2 protein-coding genes are annotated in these 2639 nt (G+C 71.1%); one reads left to right on the forward strand and one right to left on the reverse strand.

Translation table 11 applies throughout. The annotated features are described in order from the left end of the window. Nucleotides 1–76 precede the first annotated feature (76 nt). Nucleotides 77–1642 (reverse strand): FMN-binding glutamate synthase family protein, encoded by a 1566-nt coding sequence (locus G6020_RS08215; protein ID WP_179524186.1) that lies wholly within the window; start codon nt 1640–1642, stop codon nt 77–79. A 165-nt stretch (nt 1643–1807) separates the two neighbouring features. On the opposite strand from G6020_RS08215, the gene G6020_RS08220 reads away from it, so the two are divergent. Next, nucleotides 1808–2638 carry an acyl-ACP thioesterase domain-containing protein gene (locus G6020_RS08220; protein WP_182610289.1) on the forward strand — a complete coding sequence of 277 codons (831 nt, stop codon included), beginning with the start codon at nt 1808–1810 and terminating at the stop codon, nt 2636–2638. Nucleotide 2639: the final 1 nt, after the last annotated feature.

The raw sequence follows: 2639 nt of genomic DNA on the forward strand, positions 1-2639 counted from the left end.
CCGAGTAGATCTGCGCGGAACGCTCTTTTCGATGGCGGGGCGGGGCGGGGAGGAGCAGGGGCGGGCAGGGGTGTGGTCAGAGCCCGGGGGGCGTGTAGGCGGCGGTGTGCTCGGCCGCGCCGCTCGCGGTCATGAGGTCGGTGATCCGGCGGATGTCGGCCGGGCCGGGCAGTCCCCACCCGGGTCGGTATCCGTAGATCTCCGCGAGCGTCGTCGAGTCCCGGGTGCCGTTGGCCAGCTCCACGTCCTCGGGCCCGATCAGTGACGGGTGGGGCACGCCGACGGCGCCGGAGATCTTGACGAGATCGCGTCGCAGCGACCGGATGTAGGCCGCGCACCGCACGGCCTTGTTCGTGGGGTCCACTCCTCGGACCAGCCACGGGTTCTGGGTGGCCACCCCGGTGGGGCAGCGGTCGGTGTGGCACTTCTGGGCCTGGATGCAGCCGATGGAGAGCATGGCCTCGCGGCCGACGGCGATCATGTCCACACCGAGCGCGAACGCGACCGCCGCGTTCTCGGGGATGCCCAGCTTGCCGGAGCCCACGAACACCACGTCGTCGGTGAGTCCGGCCTCGGCGAAGACCCGGTAGACGCGGGAGAATCCCAACCGGAACGGCAGTGACACCGCGTCGGTGAAGACGAGCGGGGCGGCGCCGGTGCCACCCTCGCCACCGTCGATGGTGATGAAGTCGACGCCGCGCTGCCGCGGGATCATCGCGGCGGCCAGCTGCTCCCAGAAGTCCAGCTCGCCGACCGCGGATTTGATGCCCACCGGCAGGCCGGTGCGCTCGGCGATCTCCTCCACCAGGTCGAGCATGGAGTCCACGTCGTGGAAGGCGGTGTGCCGGGACGGGCTCGCACACTCGCGGTCGGTGGGGATGCCGCGGATCCGCCCGATCTCCGCCGTGACCTTGGCCGCGGGCAGCAGGCCGCCCAGTCCGGGTTTGGCGCCCTGGCTGAGCTTGATCTCGATCGCCCGGATCGGGTGCTTCTCGGTGAGGGCCACCAGAGCGTCGATGTCGAATCGGCCTTCGGCGTCGCGGACCCCGAAGTAGGCGGTGCCGATCTGGAAGACCAGGTCACCGCCCTTCTGGTGGTACGGGCTCAGCCCGCCCTCGCCCGTGTTGTGCAGAGCGCCCGCGAGGGCGGCGCCGCGGTTGAGGGCCTCGACAGCAGGGGCCGACAGCGCGCCGTAGCTCATCCCGGAGATCGACACCAGGGACTCGGGGCGGAACGCGCGGGCCCGGCCGCGGGCGGCGCCGAGGACCTTGGCCGGTGGGAGTTGGAGCTGCTCGGCGGAGTGCGCGTGGGCCGACACCGTCACCCCGGCGAACGTGCGCGGCTTGACGATCGGGTAACCCTCGAGGAACTCGATGTTGTTGTCCGTGCCGAACCCGAACGTTGTGGCCCGTCCCTCCGCCGACTCCTGGATCCAGGCACGTTGGTCCCGGGTGAACGGCCGCTCCTCGTTGTTGCCCGCCACGATGTACTGGCGCAGTTCGGGACCGATGGAGCTCAGGGCCATCCGCGCGTGCCCCAGGACGGGGAAGGTCCGCAGGATCGGGTACCTGGTCTGTCTCAGGTCCGAGGCCGCGACGGCGGCCAGGGCGGCGACGGGGGCGCCGAGGAGCCACTTGCGCATGTCGACCTCCGGGGTCTGTCGGTGTCCCCATCATGGACCACCCGTCGCCCGGCGTGCCCGGGACCGCCGCGCGGTGGGAGTACGTCTACAGTGGCCGGACCGTCGCGGGATACCGGAAGGGCGCGACGCGCCCGCCCGGACCGGACACGCGAGAGGACCACATAGATGACCGACCCAGTGCAGGATGACGTCCCGCAACCGCTTCCCCCTCCACCCTCGGCCGGATCGGGCTACTCCACCTCCCGCACGGTGCGAACGGGCGAGGTCGATCCCCTGCGCCGGCTGCGGTTGGACAGCATCGCCCGGTACCTCCAGGACGTGGCGGGCGACGATCTCGAGGCCACCGGTCACGCGCGGACCGACCCGTACTGGATCGTCCGGCGGACCGTGATCGACGTGATCGAGCCGATCTCCTGGCCGGCCACCGTCCACCTCCAGCGCTGGTGCTCCGGATTGTCCACCCGGTGGGCGAACATGCGGGTGCGACTGACGGCGGAGCACCGGGACGGCCCCGACGACGACGGGCCGCGACCCGACGGACTGGTGGAGACCGAGGCGTTCTGGATCAACGTCAACGCCCACGGCGTGCCCGCCCGCATCAGCGACGAGGGCTTCGCCACCCTCTCGGCGACCACGGAGACCCACCGCCTGCGGTGGGCCGCCATGACCACGCCCCCGCCCGTCGGGTCCACCGGACAAGATCTACCGGAGGACCGGCCCCACATCCTCCGCAGCACGGATTTCGACCTGCTCCAGCACGTCAACAACGCCGCCTACCTCGACGCCGTCGAGGACGAGCTCATGGATCACCAGGACCTGCTGAGGCAGCGCCACCGCGTCGTGATCGAGTACTCGCACCCCGTGGTCCCGGGGTCGTCGATGACGATCCGGCGTCGGCGGACCGGACATCGGTTGCAGATGTGGATGACGGCGGACGACCGCGTCGCGGCGACGGTGACCGTCACGGGTCAGCCGGACGTCCGGCAGGAGAGCTAGG

Origin of the sequence: Dietzia sp. B19, from assembly GCF_014145155.1 — a bacterium.
GTDB lineage: Bacteria > Actinomycetota > Actinomycetes > Mycobacteriales > Mycobacteriaceae > Dietzia > Dietzia natronolimnaea.